24 protein-coding genes and 1 pseudogene are annotated in these 20,238 nt (G+C 54.0%); 7 read left to right on the forward strand and 18 right to left on the reverse strand.

Annotated elements, in window-relative coordinates; genetic code table 11:
- Positions 1-4: 4 nt before the first annotated feature.
- The 4 genes from NL510_RS04780 to mutY all read right to left on the reverse strand — a co-directional run bounded on the left by NL510_RS04780 (position 5) and on the right by mutY (position 3,998).
- The gene (locus NL510_RS04780) at positions 5-1,261 is read right to left on the reverse strand and encodes a nucleoside permease (RefSeq protein WP_253382044.1); all 1,257 of its coding nucleotides are present in this window, start codon (positions 1,259-1,261) and stop codon (positions 5-7) included.
- A gap of 245 nt (positions 1,262-1,506) precedes the next feature.
- Positions 1,507-2,583 carry a membrane-bound lytic murein transglycosylase MltC gene (gene mltC / locus NL510_RS04785; RefSeq protein WP_253384751.1) on the reverse strand — a complete coding sequence of 359 codons (1,077 nt, stop codon included), beginning with the start codon at positions 2,581-2,583 and terminating at the stop codon, positions 1,507-1,509.
- A gap of 56 nt (positions 2,584-2,639) precedes the next feature.
- Positions 2,640-2,912 carry an oxidative damage protection protein gene (locus NL510_RS04790; RefSeq protein WP_253382046.1) on the reverse strand — a complete coding sequence of 91 codons (273 nt, stop codon included), beginning with the start codon at positions 2,910-2,912 and terminating at the stop codon, positions 2,640-2,642.
- A 27-nt stretch (positions 2,913-2,939) separates the two neighbouring features.
- Entirely contained in the window at positions 2,940-3,998 is a 1,059-nt protein-coding gene (mutY, locus tag NL510_RS04795) for an A/G-specific adenine glycosylase (RefSeq protein WP_253382047.1), read from the reverse strand.
- A 138-nt stretch (positions 3,999-4,136) separates the two neighbouring features.
- Between mutY and trmB the strand changes: the two genes are divergently transcribed.
- From trmB to NL510_RS04810, 3 genes are read left to right on the forward strand one after another with little or no spacing between them, the layout of a single operon-like run.
- Positions 4,137-4,856 carry a tRNA (guanosine(46)-N7)-methyltransferase TrmB gene (gene trmB / locus NL510_RS04800; RefSeq protein ID WP_253382048.1) on the forward strand — a complete coding sequence of 240 codons (720 nt, stop codon included), beginning with the start codon at positions 4,137-4,139 and terminating at the stop codon, positions 4,854-4,856.
- Positions 4,856-5,182 (forward strand): YggL family protein, encoded by a 327-nt coding sequence (locus NL510_RS04805; protein WP_253382049.1) that lies wholly within the window; start codon positions 4,856-4,858, stop codon positions 5,180-5,182. Before trmB ends, NL510_RS04805 begins: the two co-directional genes overlap by 1 nt.
- Before the next feature lie 56 nt (positions 5,183-5,238).
- Positions 5,239-5,955, forward strand: coding sequence for a YggN family protein (locus tag NL510_RS04810; RefSeq protein WP_253382050.1), 717 nt, complete (start codon positions 5,239-5,241; stop codon positions 5,953-5,955).
- Positions 5,956-6,033: 78 nt separating this feature from the next.
- On the opposite strand, the pseudogene NL510_RS04815 reads toward NL510_RS04810, so the two are convergent.
- The 6 genes and pseudogenes from NL510_RS04815 to NL510_RS04840 all read right to left on the reverse strand — a co-directional run.
- A pseudogene (locus NL510_RS04815) lies at positions 6,034-6,153 on the reverse strand (DUF559 domain-containing protein); the annotation flags it as partial.
- A 62-nt stretch (positions 6,154-6,215) separates the two neighbouring features.
- A complete protein-coding gene (hemW, locus tag NL510_RS04820) occupies positions 6,216-7,358 on the reverse strand; it encodes a radical SAM family heme chaperone HemW (RefSeq protein WP_253382051.1) in 1,143 nt (380 codons plus the stop codon).
- Entirely contained in the window at positions 7,351-7,944 is a 594-nt protein-coding gene (locus NL510_RS04825; RefSeq protein ID WP_253382053.1) for an XTP/dITP diphosphatase, read from the reverse strand. Before NL510_RS04825 ends, hemW begins: the two co-directional genes overlap by 8 nt.
- A 3-nt stretch (positions 7,945-7,947) precedes the next feature.
- Positions 7,948-8,244 carry a DUF167 family protein YggU gene (gene yggU / locus NL510_RS04830; protein ID WP_253382055.1) on the reverse strand — a complete coding sequence of 99 codons (297 nt, stop codon included), beginning with the start codon at positions 8,242-8,244 and terminating at the stop codon, positions 7,948-7,950.
- Positions 8,241-8,807, reverse strand: coding sequence for a YggT family protein (locus tag NL510_RS04835; protein WP_253382057.1), 567 nt, complete (start codon positions 8,805-8,807; stop codon positions 8,241-8,243). Before NL510_RS04835 ends, yggU begins: the two co-directional genes overlap by 4 nt.
- Before the next feature lie 21 nt (positions 8,808-8,828).
- Entirely contained in the window at positions 8,829-9,530 is a 702-nt protein-coding gene (locus NL510_RS04840) for a YggS family pyridoxal phosphate-dependent enzyme (protein ID WP_253382059.1), read from the reverse strand.
- Positions 9,531-9,547: 17 nt separating this feature from the next.
- Between NL510_RS04840 and NL510_RS04845 the strand changes: the two genes are divergently transcribed.
- Entirely contained in the window at positions 9,548-10,528 is a 981-nt protein-coding gene (locus tag NL510_RS04845) for a type IV pilus twitching motility protein PilT (protein WP_253382061.1), read from the forward strand.
- Positions 10,529-10,538: 10 nt separating this feature from the next.
- On the opposite strand, the gene ruvX is transcribed toward NL510_RS04845, so the two are convergent.
- From ruvX to metK, 8 genes are all read right to left on the reverse strand, one after another.
- Entirely contained in the window at positions 10,539-10,955 is a 417-nt protein-coding gene (gene ruvX / locus NL510_RS04850) for a Holliday junction resolvase RuvX (RefSeq protein WP_114979901.1), read from the reverse strand.
- On the reverse strand, positions 10,955-11,515 hold the full coding sequence (locus NL510_RS04855; RefSeq protein WP_253382063.1) for a YqgE/AlgH family protein: 561 nt from the start codon (positions 11,513-11,515) through the stop codon (positions 10,955-10,957). Before NL510_RS04855 ends, ruvX begins: the two co-directional genes overlap by 1 nt.
- Before the next feature lie 82 nt (positions 11,516-11,597).
- On the reverse strand, positions 11,598-12,545 hold the full coding sequence (gene gshB, locus NL510_RS04860) for a glutathione synthase (RefSeq protein WP_253382065.1): 948 nt from the start codon (positions 12,543-12,545) through the stop codon (positions 11,598-11,600).
- A gap of 21 nt (positions 12,546-12,566) precedes the next feature.
- Positions 12,567-13,298, reverse strand: a complete 732-nt coding sequence (rsmE, locus tag NL510_RS04865) for a 16S rRNA (uracil(1498)-N(3))-methyltransferase (RefSeq protein WP_253382067.1) — start codon at positions 13,296-13,298, stop codon at positions 12,567-12,569.
- A 52-nt stretch (positions 13,299-13,350) separates the two neighbouring features.
- Positions 13,351-14,058 carry a deoxyribonuclease I gene (gene endA, locus NL510_RS04870; protein ID WP_253382069.1) on the reverse strand — a complete coding sequence of 236 codons (708 nt, stop codon included), beginning with the start codon at positions 14,056-14,058 and terminating at the stop codon, positions 13,351-13,353.
- A 94-nt stretch (positions 14,059-14,152) separates the two neighbouring features.
- Positions 14,153-14,650: a SprT family zinc-dependent metalloprotease gene (locus NL510_RS04875; protein WP_253382071.1), complete on the reverse strand. Its 498-nt coding sequence runs from the start codon at positions 14,648-14,650 to the stop codon at positions 14,153-14,155.
- Between the two features lie 60 nt (positions 14,651-14,710).
- Positions 14,711-16,108, reverse strand: coding sequence for a galactose/proton symporter (galP, locus tag NL510_RS04880; RefSeq protein WP_253382073.1), 1,398 nt, complete (start codon positions 16,106-16,108; stop codon positions 14,711-14,713).
- Between the two features lie 365 nt (positions 16,109-16,473).
- Positions 16,474-17,628 (reverse strand): methionine adenosyltransferase, encoded by a 1,155-nt coding sequence (gene metK, locus NL510_RS04885; protein WP_253382076.1) that lies wholly within the window; start codon positions 17,626-17,628, stop codon positions 16,474-16,476.
- 329 nt (positions 17,629-17,957) lie between these two features.
- Here metK and yqgG point away from each other — a divergent pair, with 329 nt between their 5' ends.
- From yqgG to speA, 3 genes are all read left to right on the forward strand, one after another.
- Positions 17,958-18,026, forward strand: a complete 69-nt coding sequence (yqgG, locus tag NL510_RS22985; protein ID WP_494546345.1) for a small protein YqgG — start codon at positions 17,958-17,960, stop codon at positions 18,024-18,026.
- 94 nt (positions 18,027-18,120) lie between these two features.
- Complete coding sequence (gene yqgB, locus NL510_RS04890; protein WP_253382077.1) at positions 18,121-18,252, forward strand: acid stress response protein YqgB; 132 nt, start codon at positions 18,121-18,123, stop codon at positions 18,250-18,252.
- A gap of 8 nt (positions 18,253-18,260) precedes the next feature.
- Entirely contained in the window at positions 18,261-20,237 is a 1,977-nt protein-coding gene (gene speA / locus NL510_RS04895) for a biosynthetic arginine decarboxylase (protein WP_253382079.1), read from the forward strand.
- Position 20,238 lies beyond the last annotated feature (1 nt).

Raw genomic sequence — 20,238 nt, forward strand, 5'->3', positions numbered from 1 at the left:
ATGATTACTGCGCGATAGGCTGTGCACCGTGCGGTTCGCGGACATGCTTGTACTTGAACAGCACGATAAACGCAAAGAACAGCACCAGCGAGTACGCCGCGAAGATAAGCCAGACTGGCTGCCAGTCGGTGATGCCGTTGGTGGTGTACATCTCAACCACTTTCCCGCTCACCACGCCGCCCAGAATACAGCCGAAGCCGTTGGTCATCATCAGGAACATGCCCTGCGCACTGGCACGGATCTCAGGCTTCACTTCTTTTTCGACAAACACCGAACCGGAGATGTTGAAGAAGTCGAACGCACAGCCGTAAACAATCATCGACAGAACCAGCAGCACGGTGCCGAATGGGCTCGGGTCGCCGTAGGCGAACAGACCAAAGCGCAGCATCCACGCGAAGATACTGATCAGCATCACGTTCTTGATGCCGTAGCGGCTCAGAAAGAACGGGATAGTGAGGATGAACAGCGTTTCAGAGATCTGAGAAATAGACATCATCACCGACGCATGTTCAACGATAAAGCTCCCGGCAAACAGCGGGTCGTTATCGAAGCTATGCAGGAAGGTGTTGCCGAACATGTTGGTGATCTGCAGTTCCGCGCCCAGCAGCATGGAGAAGATAAAGAAGATCGCCATGCGCTTGTTTTTAAACAGCGCGAACGCATCCAGACCAAGCATTGCGCTCCAGGTCTGATTTTTCTGCTGGTTAGAGACCGGGATATGCGGCAGCGTCAGGGTGAACAGCACCAGTACCACGGAGAGTACGGCACCGATATAAAGCTGCATATGGCTCAGCTCAAAGCCTGCGAAGCTCACGCCCCACATCGCCATGATAAAGCCGATGGTGCCCCAGATACGAATGGGCGGGAAATCGGTCACGATGTCCATTCCCGCAGACTTAATGCGGTAATAGGAGATGGTATTGATCAGGCCAAGCGTTGGCATATAGGCCAGCGAGTTAAGCAGGATAACCATGAACATCGCCCCCGGCGTCGTCACTTCGGCCGCCATAAACAGCGTCCCCGCGCCCACCAGGTGGCAAAGCATGTATAGCCACTTCGCGCTTAACCATTTATCTGCCACGATACCGAGCAGCGTTGGCATGAACACAGCCGCAATACCCAGCGAGCTGTAGACGGCACCGATTGACGCACCATCGAACTTGAGCGTCACAAACATATAGGAGCCGAGCGTGGTCAGCCAGCTACCCCACAGGCAGAACTGCAGAAACGACAATATTTTAAGCTGCAGCTTAAGGTTCATGTTGCTTTCCTCACAAATGAGCGGAAGATATGTTGTTGTAGGAACATTCAGGGTTGGTATTTGATGTAATTTTATCAGTTGTTAACCCTATGTTTTGTTACCTCCTGCAAAAAAATGCAATCCACATTAATTTGCAGTTTGGATTGTGAAGCAAATAACATTTTCGTATGGGGAGGGGGCGATTTGTGCCTCCTCACCCTAACCCTCTTTCCGAAGAGGAGAGGGCAGGGTAAGCGAGGGGGGGGTTAGCGGCGTCGGTAGGTTTTCTGCGCCGTATTCACCTTATAAAGATAACGACGAGATTCCGCGGACGGGTGGCGGGTGGTGAGGGTCGTATAAACATCCCCCGGCGTCATGCTATTGATGATATTTGCCGCCTGCACTTTGTCATTAGAGAAAACGCGCAGCACGCTGCCCGCACCGCCGTTATAGGCTGTAATCACCGCGTAGCGACGTGACGTTGGGTTATCAATTCCGCCCAGATAGACATTGTTCAGCATCGCCAGGTAGGCGGTACCGGTATCAATGTTGCTCTGCGGATCAAACAGATAGCTACGGCTCGGCATCCCGGATTTACCCTGCGAGCGGAACACATCTTTACCGGCGCTGTGCTGCACGACCTGCATCAGCCCTAACGCGTCAGAACGGCTGACCGCATACGGGTTAAATGACGATTCGGTCTGCATAATGGCCAGGATCAGCGACTCATCCACACCATACTTACGCGACGCCTGGCGTACCATGCCCAGGTACTTATGCGCACGTTTGTCGAGGTGGTTCGGCACCAGGTTGATAGTGACGCTGTAGATAATTTTCAGACCGTTAGTACGGCTTTTCAGGCGCGTTTGCAGCAGGTAATCCGCAAAGTTCGTCGCGCGGCCTTCCCAGCGGATCGGCTGACCGGTTTGATCAACAACCTGGCCGTACAGGAACGGCTCTTTGGAGATGGTAACGTCGTCAGCATCTGAGTAGAGATCGATAGATCCCGGATCGTCACCCATCAGCAGGGTTTTAACGATCGCCTGGCGCAACCGTGCAGTAGGTTCAGTGCCTGCGATGGTTTCAATCGTTATCGTACCGTCATCAAAGTTGATATGGCTACGGGTTTGATAGGCATCGGTGTATTTAACATAGTCCTTAGGTCCGGCAATAAGAACTTCATTAAATCCCCATATGTTTTCGATGTTGTGGGCAAACTGCCCCATCAATATGTCAAAACCGTTGGTGTCCTTGACCCAGGCTTCGTTGTAATCATCGCCTTTTTTTGAAGAACAAGACACAAGCAACGGCGCAACAAGAGCCAGCGCTAAAAATTTTTTCATCATTCCGGGTGTGCGTGTTGTGTTTGTTTTTACGGCGGGGTTGCCCCCGCACGCTGTTATTTTTCCGGTGGCGTGTAGCCTTCGATGTGCACATCTTTGCCTTCGAACAGGAAATTCACCATCTCCTGCTCCAGCAGCTTGCGATGCTCCGGGTTCATCATGCTAAGTTTCTTCTCGTTAATCAGCATGGTTTGCTTTTTTTGCCACTGTGCCCAGGCGTCTTTAGAGATCTCATTATAGATGCGCTTACCCAGCTCACCCGGGTAGAGCTGAAAGTCCTGGCCTTCAGCGTCACGCTGCAGGAAAGTACAAAAAATCGTTCTGGCCATACTCATTCCTCTTTTTTCTGTCCGCTGCTAAACCATTGCACCGGCGCGTAATTGCTGTAACAGGCGCTCCACGGGAGCCGCCAGTCCGACCGATGGCGGTTGCGCTAAGTTATACCAGAGTGCGGTTCCTTCATCCATGCAGGAGGTGAATGAGAACACGGGAAGCCACATTGGCACAATATCCAGATGGAAATGGCTGAAGGTATGCCGAAACGCGGTCTGTTGCGCCAGGTTATCGGCAGCAATGCCGCGCTGTTTAAGCCATTTTCGTAGCGAATCTTCATCTTCAAACTGCGGGAAGCAGTATAGACCACCCCACAGACCGCTCGGCGGACGCTGGGCGAGAAACACCTCATCTCCGTGCTGCATCAATAACATATAGCCAGTGCGTTCCGGCAGCGTCTGCTTCGGTTTTTTACCCGGATAGTGCGCCCACGAATGGGTTGCGTAGGCCACGCACAGGTTGTTCACCGGGCACAGCTCGCATTTCGGTTTTGAGCGCGTGCAGACCATCGCGCCGAGATCCATCATCGCCTGGTTAAAACGCTCCACGCCCTTCGCCGGGGTGACCGCTTCGCTAATTTCCCACAGGCGTTTCTCTACGTCTTTTTTACCCGGCCAGCCGTCGACGGCATAACAGCGCGCCAGCACGCGTTTTACGTTGCCGTCAAGAATCGGGAAATGTTTGCCTAATGAAAGCGAGAGGATAGCGCCCGCAGTTGAGCGCCCGACGCCGGGTAAATCGGCCACTGCGTCGAAGGTTTCCGGGAAGATACCGTTATGGCGCGTGGCGACCTGCTGCGCGGCTTTGTGCAAATTGCGGGCGCGGGCGTAGTAGCCCAACCCTGTCCACAGGTGCAATACTTCATCCAGCGGCGCATTGGCTAAATCGGTTATCGTTGGAAAGCGCGCCATAAAACGCTCAAAGTAAGGGATCACCGTGGCAACCTGCGTTTGTTGCAACATCACCTCTGAGAGCCATACTTTGTAAGGCGTTTTTTCAATTTGCCAGGGCAGGGTTTTACGCCCGTATTTGTCGTACCAGTCCAGCACCTGGGCTGAAAATTGAGTGGCTTGCATGGTCATCGATTCGCATAATCAGGGACGCAGATTGCAGCACAGCGTCAATCTGCTGTAAACCGGATCTTTCCCATGCTTGCATAGAAGCCTTAACTTTGGATAATGCCCGTTTCCTGAACATTCTCACAAGCAGACAACACTTTTATGAAAAACGACGTCATTTCAGCGGAATTTGATGAAAACGGTCGCCCGCTGCGCCGTATTCGCAGCTTTGTCCGCCGTCAGGGCCGCCTGACGAAAGGACAGCAACACGCGCTGGATACCTACTGGCCGGTGATGGGCGTTGAGTTCACGGAACAGCCTGTCGACTTTGCTGAGCTGTTTGGCCGCGTAACGCCCGTGACGCTGGAGATTGGTTTTGGTATGGGCACGTCGCTGGTGGCCATGGCAAAAGCGCGTCCAGAGCAGAGCTTCCTCGGCATTGAAGTGCACTCCCCGGGCGTCGGCGCATGTCTTGCCACCGCCCACGAAGAGGGCGTAGAGAACCTGCGTGTGATGTGTCACGACGCGGTGGAAGTGCTGCACCAAATGATTCCTGACAATTCTTTGAACATGGTTCAGCTCTTTTTCCCTGACCCGTGGCATAAAGCACGTCATAATAAACGCCGTATCGTTCAGGCTCCGTTTGCCGAGCTGGTGAAAAGTAAGCTTAAGCTGGGCGGCGTCTTCCATATGGCAACCGACTGGGAACCTTATGCGGAACACATGCTGGAGGTGATGTCGTCTTTGGATGGGTACAAAAACCAGTCTGCGAGCAACGACTATGTACCACGTCCGGATTCACGTCCGGTGACAAAATTTGAACAGCGTGGCCATCGTCTTGGTCACGGCGTATGGGACTTAATGTTCGAGAGGGTGAAATAATGGCAAAGAATCGTAGCCGTCGTCTGCGTAAAAAGATGCATATCGAGGAATTCCAGGAAGTAGGCTTCTCCGTTGCATGGCGTTTTCCGGAAGGTACCAGCGTTGAGCAGATCGATCAGGACGTTGATACGTTCATCAACGATGTGATCGAGCCTAACAAGCTGGCGTTTGATGGTAGCGGTTATCTGGCGTGGGAAGGTTTGATCTGCACCCAGGAAGTCGGTAAATGCACCGAAGAACATCAGGCTTTGGTACGCAAATGGCTTGAAGACCACAAACTGGAAGATGTCCGCGTCAGCGAACTTTTCGACGTTTGGTGGGACTAAATAAGCAGTATGGGGCCAGCATTAGCTGGCCCATTTTGTCTGAGGGAGTGTTTAAGATGCGCAAAACGTTGCTGGCTGTTGCATTAATGGCAATCGGAACCACCGCCCACGCGGAATATAAATGTAGCGTCACCCCGCGTGACGACGTGGTGTTGAGCCCGCAAACCGTGCAGGTCAAAGGCGAGAATGGCAATCTGGTGATCACGCCGGATGGCAATGTGACGTTTAACGGCAAGCAATACACACTGACTGCCGCGCAGCGCGAGCAGGCGAAAGATTACCAGGCCGATTTGCGTACCGCACTGCCGTGGATAAATGACGGCGCCCTGACGCGCGTAGATAAGAGCCGCATGGCGCTGGATAAAATCATCACCAAAGAGGTGGGAGAGAGCAGCAATATGCGCACCCGTCTGACGAAGCTGGATAAACAGCTGAAAGCGCAGATGAACCGCATTATCGAGAAACGTACTGATGGCCTGACGTTCCACTACAAAGCGATTGATGAAGTGCGTGCCGACGGCCAGCAACTGGTGAACCAGGCGATGGGCGGCATCCTGCAGGACAGCATCAATGAGATGGGCGCGAAAGCGGTGCTCAAAGGCGGCGGAAACCCGCTACAGGGCGTGCTGGGCAGCCTGGGCGGTTTGCAGACCTCTATCCAGAATGAGTGGAAGAACCAGGAAGCGGATTTCCAGCAGTTCGGTAAAGACGTGTGCAAGCGCGTAGTGTCGCTGGAAGAGAGCCGCAAGGCGCTGGTCGGGACGCTGAAGTAACGTTTCTGCCCGCAGGCCTCTCACCCTAACCTTCACCCCAAAAGGGTGTACGGTCCGGGGTGAGGGTTGCAGCGTTTCAAGAATTTTATCTAATACAGCTTTTTCATTATTCCAGAATGCGTTGTTCCAGAATCGAATAACGTGCCAGCCCTTTTGGTTGAACCTCACCGTTCTTGCCTGTAAGCGAATAATTTCCATCCCCCACTCTGCCAGCCTTTCCCTCAGCCGGCAGAACGGGAGGCAAAATCCTGAATCAGCCTTCAGGAATCTTCAGCAAGGAATAGCTCAAGAAGGGAGTTTAAGAACAGTTTGCCGTGCTCTGTGATCTGCCAGTACTCATCGCACTCGGTCAGATACCCCTGCGCCAGCGCTTCGTCAATCTGCGGGCGAATCACGGATTCTGGTAATCCGGTATAACGCGTAAACTCCGCGCGCGGTGCGGCTTCCAGCAGGCGGAAACGGTTCATAAAGAACTCAAAGGGTTTGTCAAACGCCTCGACGTCGTGTCTACGCTCCAGATAGCGGCCCGCCATATACCCGCGTGGATGGCGGGTCTTAGTTGTGCGTAGAATACGCCCGTCCGGGAAGGTCACTTTGCCATGCGCGCCGCAGCCAATCCCCAGGTAGTCGCCAAATCGCCAGTAGTTCAGGTTGTGCTGACACTGATAGCCCGGCTTCGCATACGCGGAGGTTTCATATTGCTGGTAGCCCGCAGCTGTCAAAAGCTGGTGGCCCTGCTCAAAGATATCCCACAGCGCGTCGTCATCCGGTAGCACCGGCGGGCGAGAGCCAAACAGCGTGTTTGGCTCAATGGTTAACTGATACCAGGAGAGATGTGGCGGGTTCAGTTCAATCGCCTGGCGTAAATCGTCCAGCGCCTCGTCCAGCGACTGATCCGGCAGGCCGTGCATTAAATCAAGATTAAAGCTGCGAAGGCCAAGCTCTGTCGCCAGGTTCGCCGCACGCTTTGCCTCTTCCGGACCGTGAATGCGCCCCAGGCGTTTTAATTTCGGTTCGCTAAAGCTCTGCACGCCGATAGAGATTCGGTTCACGCCCGCCCGCTGATACTCGATAAAACGGTCGGCCTCTACAGTGCCGGGGTTGGCTTCCATCGTAATTTCAGCGTCCGCAGCCAGGTTCAGACGCGCACGCACCCCGTCCAGCAACGTCTGCATCGCCGGGCCTGAAAGCAGACTCGGCGTACCGCCACCAATGAAAATGGTCTTAACTTCACGTCCCTGTGCGTAAAGTGCATCGGCGTCCAGGTCCGCCAGCAGATGTGCTACATAATCATCATGCGGCACTTCACCTTTCAGCGCGTGCGAGTTGAAATCGCAGTACGGGCATTTCTGCACGCACCACGGGATGTGAATATAAAGACTTAGAGGCGGCAGATTAGCCATTACGTAATGCTTCCAGTAACAGTTTGAGCGCGCGTCCACGGTGGGAAATCGCGCTTTTCTCTTCGCGGGTGAGTTCCGCCGCGGTTTTGCCTTCAGTCGGGACAAAGAAAATCGGGTCATAGCCAAACCCGCCGCTGCCTGCCGCATGACGGGTAATCACACCCGGCCAACTGCCGTGACAAACGATTGGCGTTGGGTCCTCTGCGTGGCGCATATAGACCAGCACGCAGTGGAACTGTGCCTGACGTTGTTCATCAGGAACGTCTTTCAGCGCGACGAGCAGTTTTTCCAGGTTCTGCTGGTCAGTGGCATCAACGCCTGAATAACGCGCGGAGTAGATCCCCGGTGCGCCGTCAAGAAAATCCACGGCCAGGCCTGAGTCGTCGGCAATGGCGGGCAGACCAGTTACCTGCGCGGCATGGCGGGCTTTCAGGATCGCGTTTTCGATAAACGTCAGCCCGGTCTCTTCGGCAGACTCTACGCCAAGCTCCGTCTGAGCAACCACGTCCAGCCCAAAATCATTTAATAGCGAGGCCAGCTCGCGCACTTTACCCGCGTTACCGGTAGCGAGAACAACTTTTTGCATGGTTTAGTCCTGTTCTGTCAGAGCCGCGACGTCCGTCGGGATAGAGTGCGGATTAACGATTTTTACTTGTTTATGCCGCCCAGATTCACCTTTTTCAATGATGACCTGGCTTTTGGCGACGCGAAACTGTTTTGCCAGATATCTGGTCAGATGCGCATTCGCCTGGCCATCAACCGGCGGGGCGGTGATGGCGACTTTGAGTTCGTCGCCATGCAATCCAACAATAGCGTCACGGCTGGCTTTTGGCTGAACATACAGCCGTAAAACCAGCCCGTCCGCGCAGGTGCATACCGCACTCATAGCGCCATCCACAGCCCCGGCAGCAGTATATTGCCTGTCGCCTGCAGCAGTTCGGCAATCCCCATGTTAGCGACATACAGCAGCAGGACGAGGATCATCGGCGAGAAATCGATGCCGCCCATTGCTGGCAGAAGATTACGGATCGGGCGCAGCAACGGTTCAGTCAACTGAATGAGCGCAAATTCAACCGGGCTACGGCCACGGCTTACCCAGCTCATGATTGCCATAACCAGCAGCACCCAGAAGATCAGCAACCCAATGGTTTTGACCAGGATAAGCACGGCCGCAATCCAGATAATTGGCTGGAAGGTGATGACCATAAACAACGTGATCGCTTTGATGACGCTAAGAATAAATGCCACCAGCAAAGATGAACTGTCGACAGGACCCATAGCCGGAATAATACGGCGCAGCGGTCCCACGACAGGTTGCGTGATTTTCACGATAAACTGCGAGAACGGATTGTAAAAATCACAGCGGGCCCACTGCATCCAGACGCGCAACAAAAGCGCCATCGTGTACAGCTCAATGACCGTTGAGAGCAGGAAAGTCAACGTCTTCATGGCGTTCCTCAGGTTTCCTTATTATTGGGTGTAGTCGCGCGCACCGAAAATTGCCGTGCCGATGCGCACCATCGTGCTGCCTGCCGCGATAGCGGCTTCCATATCATCCGACATGCCCAGAGAAAGCGTGTCTACCGATTCATAGCGCACTTTAAGCGCCTCAAATGCTACAGCCATTTGCTGTGCCACAGCAAATTGCCTTTCATAATTTGACTCAGGCGCCGGGATTGCCATCAAACCACGCAGGGTCAGGCGGGGTAGCGCGGCCACCTCTGCCGCCAGCGCATCCAGTTCGCTCAAAGCAATACCGGACTTGCTATTCTCGTCGCTGATATTCACCTGAATCAATACATTAAGCGCTGGCAGTTCTGCCGGACGTTGTTCATTCAAACGCGTGGCAATGCGTATGCGATCGAGGGTATGGCACCAGTCAAAGTGTTCTGCCACCAGACGGCTTTTGTTCGACTGCAGCGGGCCAATAAAGTGCCACTGCAGGCCACTGTTTCCCGCCTCCTGAAAGTGGCGAATTTTATCCACGCCTTCTTGTACGTAGTTTTCACCAAATGCACGATGACCTGCAGTAATCGCTTCTGCGATGGCGCTCGCAGGCTTGGTTTTACTGACTGCAAGCAATGTAATTTCTTCTGAAGCACGGCCGCAACGTGTTGCCGCAGCTGAGATTTTGTCCCGAACCTGTGCCAGGTTATGCGCAATGTCGTTCATTTTCAGAGGAGTAGTCTATGGATGTGGAAGAAATTGTGTCCCTTAGTGTAAAGCATAACGTCTCCGATCTACACCTGTGCAGTGATTCCCCCCCGCGCTGGCGCAGGTTAGGGCGGCTCGAGCCTGCGCCATTTCCGGCGCCTGACGTAGAGGCCCTTTTGAAAAACTGGCTCAATGACGAACAGCAAGGCGCGTGGTGGGCAAACGGGCAGGTGGATTTTGCCGTGACCATAGCGGGAAATCAGCGCCTGCGCTGCAGCGCGTTTAACCATATGTTGGGCGTCTCGATAACCATTCGCCTGTTGCCAGTGACCTGTCCGCAGCTTGCTTCTCTTGGGGTGCCTCGGGCCATCCCTGACCTGCTCGCCAATGATAACGGACTAATTCTGGTAACGGGCGCAACCGGCAGCGGTAAGTCCACCACGCTTGCGGGGATGGTCGATTTTCTTAATCATCATACGGACGGGCATATTCTGACGCTCGAAGATCCGGTGGAATTTATGTACCACAGTGAACGTTGCCTGATTCAACAGCGGGAGATTGGTCGACACAGCCCCTCTTTTGCCGATGCGCTACGCTGTGCGTTACGTGAAGATCCGGATGTCATCCTGCTGGGCGAACTACGCGACAGCGAAACAATCCGTCTGGCACTTACGGCGGCAGAAACCGGGCACCTGGTGCTGGCAACACTGCATACGCGCGGCGCAGCGCAAGCCATTGAACGGCTGGTCGATACGTTTCCGGCCAAGGAGAAGGACCCGGTGCGCAACCAGCTGGCTGGTAGCTTGCGGGCAGTTCTGGCGCAAAAACTGCGTCAGGATCTGCAGGGAGGGCGTGTTGCGCTCTATGAACTGCTGGTGAATACCTCCGCGGCGGCAAATCTCATCCGAGAGGGGAAAACCTGGCAACTGCCCGGCATCATTCAAACCGGTCAGCAGGCGGGTATGCAGAACTTTGAACAGAGTCTGGCCGAGCGGCGCGCACAGGGGAGGTTATAGGCCCTGGCGCTTAGTAGCCCTGTTCGAAGTAGCTTTCGAGAATGATAACGGCAGAAGCCGAGTCCACGCTGCCTTTATTCAGCGCCCTGAAGCCGCCGTGTTCAAACAGGCCTGCGCGCGCTTCAACGGTGCTCAGACGCTCGTCATGCAGCTTCACGGACACGCCAAAGCGGCCGTGGATTTTATTGGCGAACTTGCGCGCCCTGGCGGTGAGCGGTTGTTCAGTACCATCCATATTCAGCGGGAGCCCGACTATCACGTCGTCCGGTTGCCACTCTTTAAGCAGGCGCTCAATAAGGTTCCAGTCCGGCGTACCGTCGTTGGCTTTCAGGGCCGCGAGGGGGCGTGCTGTACCGGTTATGCGCTGACCAACAGCAACGCCGATACTTTTGGTGCCAAAATCGAAGGCCAGGAGCGTTCCGCTCATTATGCGTGCCCCGCGACGCCCGGCATCGTCAAAATATCAATGCCAATCAGTTTGGCCGCATCACGCCAGCGATCGGCAATCGGGGTTTTAAACAGGATGTTGAGATCTGCAGGGGCGGTCAGCCAGGCGTTATCGAGGATCTCTTGTTCCAGTTGGCCTTTCTCCCATGAGGAGTAGCCCAGCGCAACCAGGACTTCAGACGGTTGGTTGGCAGTGCCCAGCGTTTCGAGAACGTCGCGTGAGGTGGTGACAACGGTGTTATCTGAGATAAGAATACTGGAAGAGAAAATCGGAGGCGTATGCAGAATAAAACCCCGATCTTCAGCAAGCGGGCCGCCAAGCATGACCGGTTTATCCAGGCGGATTTCCGGTTGGCGCTCGTCAGCGGTGATCTTCAGCTTATCCAGAATTCCTTCAACTTGCAGGTTTTCCAGCGGCTTGTTGATGATAATCCCCATCGCACCGTCTTCGTTGTATTCACAAATATAGACCACGGCGCGGCGGAAAATCGGGTCCTGGAGAGCAGGCATGGCAATAAGAAAGTGATGCTGTAAATTCATTGTCAGAGGTACTGTTTCCTGGTTTAAAAAAGCGACAGCGTCCAGTATGCGTAGAAACGACAACGCTGTCACTCATTGGTGGTTATTTCTGCAGGCGTTTTTCGATAGCGTCCATCAGCATACCGGTGATCGAGACCGGGAATTCCGCTTCGATTTCACGAATGCAGGTTGGGCTGGTGACGTTCACTTCGGTCAGACGATCGCCAATGATATCCAGACCGACGAAGATCAGGCCTTTGGCTTTCAGCGTCGGGCCAACGCGGCGGGCAATTTCCCAGTCGCTTTCGCTTAGCGGGCGCGGCTCACCACGACCACCGGCCGCCAGGTTGCCGCGGGTTTCTCCGCCCTGCGGAATGCGCGCCAGGCAATAAGGCACCGGTTCGCCGTCCACCACCAGAACACGTTTATCACCGTCGACGATGGCGGGGAGATAATTCTGCGCCATGCAGTAGCGCGTGCCCAGCTCTGTCAGCGTTTCGGTAATAACGCCGATGTTAGGGTCGCTCTCTTTCACGCGGAAAATAGACGCGCCGCCCATTCCGTCCAGCGGTTTCATGATGATATCGCCATGCTTTTGCCAGAACGCTTTAAGCTGTGCCTTGTTGCGGGTGACCAGGGTTTCCGGCGTCAGGTCTGAGAACCAGGCGGTATAAAGCTTTTCGTTACAGTCACGCAGGCTCTGCGGTTTGTTGACGATCAGCGTGCCTTTCTCTTCTGCACGTTCAAGGATATAGGTGCAGTAGATAAATTCGGTATCGAACGGCGGATCTTTACGCATGAGGATCACATTGAGATCGGCGAGCGGGATATCCTGATCGCCGCCAAACTCGTGCCATTTGTCGTAGTTTTGCTCGACCTTAACGATGCGGGTGCGGGCACGGGCTTCACCGTTGATAAGGTAAAGATCGTTCATCTCCATATAGTGGAGTTCATAGCCGCGACGCTGCGCTTCCAGCAGCATAGCGAAGCTGGAATCTTTCTTGATGTTAATGTTTGCGATGGGATCCATCACGATGCCGAGCTTGATCATTTTTTTCTCCATCTTTATGGGTCAACCCAGATCGCCAAACCGCACCTGTAGCGCGGTAATGGCGGTGAGCGCCGTTGTCTCTGTGCGCAGAATGCGAGGTCCCAGCAGAATATCAGTAAACTGGTAACGTGCGGTCATGGCAATTTCGTCAGGCGACAGGCCGCCTTCCGGGCCAATAAGCAGGCGTATGCGTTCAACGGGCAGCGGCAGCGTATTGATACTGGCGCTGGCGCGCGGATGAAGGTTGAGCTTAAGCCCGCTCTCCTCTTCAGCACACCACTCCTCAAGATCCATCGCCGGGCGGATCTCCGGTATTTGGTTGCGACCGCTCTGCTCGCAGGCCGCAACGGCAATTTTCTGCCACTGCTGACGCTTTTTGTTCAGACGTTCAGCATCCAGTTTAACGCCACAGCGCTCAGAAAATAGTGGCGTAATGAGGCTTACACCCAGTTCAATCGATTTCTGAATGGTGAATTCCATTTTCTCACCGCGCGACATCACCTGGCCAAGATGAATGTGCAGGGGAGATTCACGGTCGTCCTCTTCGCCATGCAGCACAGTCACGTGCACGGATTTTTTGTCGGCACGGGTGATTTGGGCGTCGAAAACCTGATTAGAGCCGTCGAAAAGCTGGATCGCCTGGCCTGTGCCCATGCGTAGCACGCGCCCAACGTGGTTAGCGGCATCGTCAGACAGGGCAATTTCGCTGCCTGCGGTAATCAGTTCAGGGTGATAGATGCGAGGGATGCGCATAGTCAGAAGTTCCGTGAATAAAACAATGAAAGCGAATTGTCGCTAGTGTAGGTTAGCTCTTTTGCGCCTGGCAAGCCCGCTGGACATACGGGTTATGATTCCCCTGCACGTTTGCGATGCGTTCGTCGCGCAGACACTCCCATTGCGTCACCGGATACAGCTTGTCCCAGGCGTTGAACAACTGCGTCTGCTGGCGTGAAAGGTTGAGTTCATAGCGATCGCGCATATAGAAGTAGGTGCGGGCAATACTGCCGCGCGCTCTCGCGGGCGGCTCGGCCACTTTCTGTTTAAAATCAACTTTCATACCACACTGACCGTACTGGCCATCGCCACCGTTCCACTGGCTGTACATAAAATTTCCGCGATCGCCATTTACTTCACCCACTACTGGCTGCAGGTTGTGCATATCGCTTTCAATCTGGCGATAAACCGGATCTTTGGCGCAATTTTTACGTCCGCCATCCTGCCAGCACTGTCGCTGGTGGCCAAACTGCCATGCCGGAACCACGTGTTCCCATTCGATCCGGCTGGCGCGGTTCTCATTTTTTCGCACTTTATAGCCGCAGGATTCGAGATCAACGATCCCTTTTTTCCCCTGCCAGTTAATCTTGCATCCGCAGTAGAAATCGCCCGGGGCATCGGCGTTAATTTTAACTCCAGCACTTTTGGCCTGAGAGAAACTGTTGATTCCGGTGGCCAGAACATGGCCGGAGAGCGTCGTCGCCAGAAAGGCGACCGCGAGAGAAAAATGACGGGACATCGTGAACTCCGTATCAAAACGAGCCCGCAACGTAACGAATGTTGTTCCTGTATGCAATCAATCAGATCAGGAAAGTTCCTGAAAGTTCAGTTGATTATTCCGCAATCAACGGTTCACCGCATTTGAGGCAACGGTAAGCCGCCTCGCCGCGCACAATCCGATTATGACGGCGGACGGTAAGCTGATGCTGTTGACACTGGCAGCGGTAGGGGAAGGTATTGGCGCGGACTGATTCCAGCTCGAACTGGTGGGTTCGGCGAGCCGGAACCCCGAGCACCGCTTCCATCATCCATTTCCACTCTTTACCGTGCGGCGCCACGCGACCAAAGTGTTTCCAGACCAGAAGATGCGCCAGTTCGTGAGGGACCACCTCCTCGATAAACGCCTGCTGGTTTTCCATCATTAACACCGGGTTGAGGCGGATTTCATAAGCGTCCAGCCAGGCGGTTCCGGCAGAGGTTCCGCGCTGCTGATAGACAAGCTTAGGCTCGGGATATTGGCGACCAAGCTTCAGGTTCGCCTGGGCGAGCTTTTCCCGCAGGCTGCGCATAACGGCTTGCTGAATGGCGATGGGGAGACGGGGAGCTTTCATAGAGACAGAGCATAAAACGTGAAGCAGGGAGGTGCAAGAGTCACCTCCCTGCCAGAGCGATCAGTCGTGTGCGCCAATCTCGCGTAATGGTCGACCTTTCATCAGGTTACGTTCAATATGTTCCAGTGATACGTGTTTGGTTTCTGGAACCAGCCAGATAGTCAGAACGATAAAGAACAGGTTCAGACCCGAGTAGACCCAGAAGGTGTTCGCATTACCCAGAGAATTAAGCATGGTCAGGAACGTGGCGCCGACAATCATGTTCGCAATCCAGTTGGTCGCTGTAGAGCAGGTGATACCAAAATCACGCCCTTTCAACGGCTGGATTTCAGAGCACAATACCCAAATCAGCGGACCGGCACTCATTGCAAATCCGACGATAAACATCAGCAGCATGGCGACCGCAAAGTACTGAGCAGAAGGTGAGTGAATACCCACATGCATCATGGTACCCAATACGCCCATGCCGACCGCCATCACCATGAAGCCCAGTGTCAGGGTGGGTTTACGGCCCCAGCGGTCAACCAGGCCGATGGCGATAAAGGTGGCCAGCACGTTGGTCAGACCCACGATAACAGTACCCCACATCTGCTCGGTGGTGTTGGTGTAGCCCGCCAGTTCAAAGATTTTTGGCGCGTAGTACATGATGACGTTCATCCCGGTGAACTGTTGCATTACCTGCAGCAGCACGCCAAGGAACACCGCACGGCGGAAGTTGCTGTTCTCTTTGAACAGCGCCCAGCCGGACTGTTTCACCTTCAGGCTTTCACGTATCTCTTCCAGCTCGTTTTTCGCTTCTGCGCTGGTATCGCGCAGGCGTAGCAGCACGCGCTCGGCGTCGTGGAAACGGCGCTTCGCGGCAAACCAGCGCGGGCTGTCCGGCAGGAAAAAGACGCCTATCAGCAGCAGAATGGCAGGGATAATAATAACGCCCAGCATCCAGCGCCATGCTCCGCTGTAGCTAAACGCGGTATCGGAAAGGTAAGCACCTAAGATACCGATGGTGATCATCAACTGATACATCGAAATCATACTGCCGCGGATTTTCTCCGGCGCAATTTCAGAAAGGTAGAGCGGGGCAGTGTACGAGGCGACGCCGACGGCCAGACCTAACAGTACGCGGGAAAGAATGAGCACTTCAACGTTGGGAGCCGCGGCAGAGAAGAGGGAACCGGCAACGAAGAGGATCGCGCCAATCATCAGGCTCTTTTTACGCCCAAGCTTAAAGGAGAGCCAGCCGCTGCCGACGGCCCCGACGGCCGCACCAAACATCATGGAACTGACCACCCATTCCTGGGTATGCGCATTTATCTGGAACTCGTCTGCGATGAAGGGGAGTGCGCCAGCAATCACGCCAATATCGAGGCCAAAAAGTAATCCTGCCAGGGCTGCGAGGAAGCAGACGAAAAAGGTCATCGCCTTATTGGACGTACGTCCCTGTTTTTTATTGTCAGGCATTATGCCCTCCAGTTGGGTTATCAGTTTTATCGATGTTAAGGGTAGGTGAGTGACCCGTAAAAATATGTGAGACAAATCACATAGGTGTAATCGGTTACACTCATGCGTAACCGTAAATATATTTAAAGCTTTGAAAATATAGAGCTAAATTAGTTGATACGCATCCCGAATGGACACTTTTCAGACTTAACTGAAATAAAATGTAACAGCAGAGAAAGGACAATCGTGCAAAGGGATTAATCTGAAAGCGATGCAATCTGGAGGTAATGTAAGCGGTTTCATCGCGCATCGTCGTGCAAAAGAAGTACGCACATAGGCAAAAAGCCAGCACGAGGCTGGCCTTTGAAGAAGCAAAACGCAGTCGATTATTTCAGACCGGCAGCTTCACGCAGCAGAGCGGCTTTGTCGGTTTTTTCCCACGGGAAATGTTCGCGACCGAAGTGACCGTACGCAGCGGTTTCTTTGTAGATTGGGTGCAGCAGATCCAGCATCTGAATCAGACCGTATGGACGCAGGTCGAAGAATTCGCGCACCAGCAGGGTCAATTGTTCAGAAGGTACTTTTTCTGTACCAAAGGTTTCAACCATGATGGAGGTGGGTTCAGCCACGCCAATGGCATAGGAAACCTGTATTTCACAACGGTCTGCCAGGCCGGCTGCAACGATGTTTTTCGCCACATAACGGGCAGCGTAGGCAGCAGAACGGTCCACTTTAGACGGATCCTTACCAGAGAACGCGCCGCCACCGTGACGCGCCATGCCGCCGTAGGTGTCAACAATGATTTTACGCCCGGTCAGACCGCAGTCGCCCATTGGGCCGCCGATTACAAAGCGTCCGGTTGGGTTGATGAAGAATTTTGTTGCAGAGCTCAGCCATTCGGTCGGCAGAACCGGCTTAATGATCTCTTCCATTACCGCTTCCTGCAGAGATTTCTGGTCGATCTCTTCGGAATGTTGGGTCGACAGAACCACCGCGTCAATACCGACGATTTTGCCGTCGTCATACTGGAAGGTCACCTGGCTTTTTGCATCCGGGCGCAGCCACGGCAGGGAACCGTTTTTACGCACATCGGCCTGACGCTGCACCAGACGGTGTGCGTAGGTAACCGGCGCTGGCATGAGCACGTCGGTTTCATTGGTTGCATAGCCGAACATCAGGCCCTGGTCACCCGCGCCTTGTTCCAGCGGATCGGCGCGGTCAACGCCCTGGTTGATGTCTGGAGATTGCTTGCCGATTGCGCTCAGTACCGCGCAAGAGTTGGCATCAAAGCCCATATCAGAATGTACATAACCGATTTCACGCACCGTGTTACGGGTGATCTCTTCGATATCAACCCATGCGCTGGTGGTGATCTCACCGCCCACCAGAACCATGCCGGTTTTGACATAGGTTTCACACGCAACGCGCGCTTTAGGATCCTGGGACAGGATCGCATCCAGCACTGCATCGGAGATTTGGTCAGCAATTTTATCAGGATGTCCTTCTGATACAGACTCGGACGTAAACAGGTGTTTTGCCATGTTTTATTTCACCTAAGAGGAATTGGGTTAGCTCAAGCTGCTGTATGGAATAGCCAAGGGAGATGATTCTACCAAGGCCTACAGTTTTATGACACTGGCAGTCTGAGTGTTAATCAGTATAGATGGATTAACATCTGGACGGCTATTTTAGGTCACTTCTTCGCCCGATTTCCAGTTTTTTTTGACTAACTTCTCATAGCGTTGAAATCAGAGCTGGAAATTTTTCCTGACGGTGCTGGCAACCCTGGTATTTTTGTTTTGCATTTTAGCCGCCTTCTCGGTATAAAACGCGTCGCGCGGGTGATGATCCCCGCAACCCGCATTTTTGTCTGCAAACCTGCCGATGTTATACCCATCTCGGCGCTTCTCAGGATCTCAGAGCCGGTCGCGCTTTGTGAATTTTGAACAAGGGCGCTCTTGTTAATACAAGAGTTTTCTCGTGGTTTCGCCGGACCTTGTCACACAGAGTCCGGATACGTGTTTTACAATGATATGAATAAGAAACCGGTCGCACGGTCTGGATTTCAGCATACCCTGCTGGGAAACCGAGCCGTTTATGGGTTGTTATCGCTGTGTAACGCTGCGATAGTAGTCAACTGTTTTACACTTAATACAATAAGTTGAGGTTCGCTATGTCTGACGACATGTCTTCTTTTTCGCCTTCGTCAGCGGGCGAACAGGGTGTACTACGTTCTATGCAGGAGGTTGCGATGAGCTCCGAGGAAGCCAGCAAGATGCTGCGCACCTACAATATTGCCTGGTGGGGCAATAATTATTACGATGTCAACGAACTGGGCCACATCAGCGTCTGCCCGGATCCGGACGTTCCTGACGCGCGCGTGGACCTTGCCAAACTGGTGAAAGCCCGCGAAGCACAGGGCCAGCGTTTGCCTGCACTGTTCTGCTTCCCGCAGATCCTGCAACATCGTCTGCGTTCCATTAACGCCGCTTTCAAACGCGCGCGCGAATCCTACGGCTATCAGGGCGACTATTTCCTGGTATACCCGATCAAGGTAAACCAGCACCGCCGCGTGATCGAATCACTGATCCATTCCGGCGAACCGCTGGGGCTGGAGGCGGGTTCCAAAGCGGAGCTGATGGCCGTGCTGGCACACGCGGGTATGACCCGGTCGGTGATCGTTTGTAATGGCTATAAAGATCGTGAATATATTCGTCTGGCGCTGATTGGCGAGAAGATGGGCCATAAGGTTTACCTGGTCATCGAGAAGATGAGCGAAATCGCTATCGTGCTGGAAGAGGCCGAGCGGTTGAACGTCATTCCACGCCTCGGCGTGCGTGCGCGTCTGGCCTCGCAGGGTTCCGGTAAATGGCAGTCTTCTGGCGGCGAAAAATCCAAGTTCGGCCTTGCAGCAAACCAGGTGCTGCAACTGGTAGAGATGCTGCGTGAGCGCGGTCGTCTCGATAGCATTCAACTGCTGCATTTCCATCTTGGCTCGCAGATGGCTAATATTCGCGACATTGCGACCGGCGTGCGGGAATCAGCGCGTTTCTACGTCGAACTGCATAAGCTTGGCGTCAATATTCAGTGCTTTGACGTCGGCGGCGGCCTGGGCGTGGACTATGAAGGGACACGCTCGAAATCCGACTGCTCTGTAAACTATGGACTCAACGAATACGCCAATAACATTATTTGGGCGATTGGCGATGCCTGTGAAGAGAACGGTCTGCCGCATCCGACAGTGATCACCGAGTCTGGCCGCGCCGTCACCGCGCACCACACCGTACTGGTGTCGAACATCATTGGCGTTGAGCGTAGTGAAAATACCGAAGCGACACCACCGGCAGACGATGCCCCGCGCGCCCTGTTGAGCATGTGGGAAACCTGGCAGGAGATGCATGAGCCGGGAACACGGCGTTCTCTGCGTGAATGGCTGCACGACAGCCAGATGGATCTGCATGATATTCACGTCGGCTATTCTTCAGGCACCTTTAGCCTGCAGGAGCGCGCGTGGGCAGAGCAGCTTTATCTGAACATGTGTCATGAAGTACAGACACAGCTCGACCCAAGCAACCGCGCGCACCGTCCTATTATCGACGAACTTCAGGAACGTATGGCGGACAAGATTTACGTCAACTTCTCGCTGTTCCAGTCGATGCCGGATGCCTGGGGTATTGACCAGTTGTTCCCGGTGATGCCGCTGGAAGGGCTGAACCACGCCCCGGAACGTCGTGCGGTGCTGCTGGATATCACCTGTGATTCCGATGGGGCTATCGATCATTACGTTGATGGCGACGGTATCGCGACCACTATGCCAATGCCGGAATACGACCCTGAGAACCCGCCAATGCTGGGCTTCTTTATGGTCGGTGCGTACCAGGAGATCCTCGGTAACATGCACAATCTGTTCGGTGACACCGAAGCGGTTGATGTGTTCGTCTTCCCTGACGGCAGCGTCGAAGTGGAGCTGTCTGATGAAGGTGACACCGTGGCCGATATGCTGGAATACGTACAGTTGGATCCGAAAACCCTGCTGACGCAGTTCCGTGACCAGGTAAAAAATACCGGTCTGGACGATGCTTTACAGCAGCAGTTCTTAGAAGAGTTTGAAGCGGGTCTCTACGGATACACGTATCTCGAAGATGAGTAAT

The organism is unidentified bacterial endosymbiont (assembly GCF_918797525.1).
GTDB lineage: Bacteria > Pseudomonadota > Gammaproteobacteria > Enterobacterales > Enterobacteriaceae > Enterobacter.